We start from the raw sequence: 249 nt of genomic DNA, 5'->3' as shown, positions 1-249 counted from the left end.
CCCTCACCCATTACGCCACCGGCACCTCACCAATTATCTTTGGCTCTGGCTACGTCTCCATGGAGGACTGGTGGATCATGGGCCTGGTAATGAGCGTGGTAAACCTGATTATCTGGACGTTGGTTGGGGCGATTTGGTGGGGTATATTAGGGTACTGGTGATCACGAAGTAAGCGGTTACTAAAAGATTGGCGGAATGTATTTGGTGCCCGGCTAGAAGCCTAATAATTACAGGGGGAGGTTGCTCCCC

Annotated in this window: 1 protein-coding gene; it reads left to right on the top strand. The window is 51.8% G+C overall.

All coding sequences use genetic code 11. The features are described 5' to 3' along the window. Positions 1-161, top strand: a 161-nt coding sequence (locus Q4563_RS23830; protein WP_442903853.1) for an anion permease, incomplete at its 5' end; no start/stop codon positions are given. Between the last annotated feature and the right edge of the window lie 88 nt (positions 162-249).

It is taken from the genome of Gilvimarinus sp. 1_MG-2023, assembly GCF_030548285.1.
The sequence above is the reverse complement of the archived record's forward strand: the minus strand, read 5'-3'. Positions and strand labels throughout refer to the sequence as shown.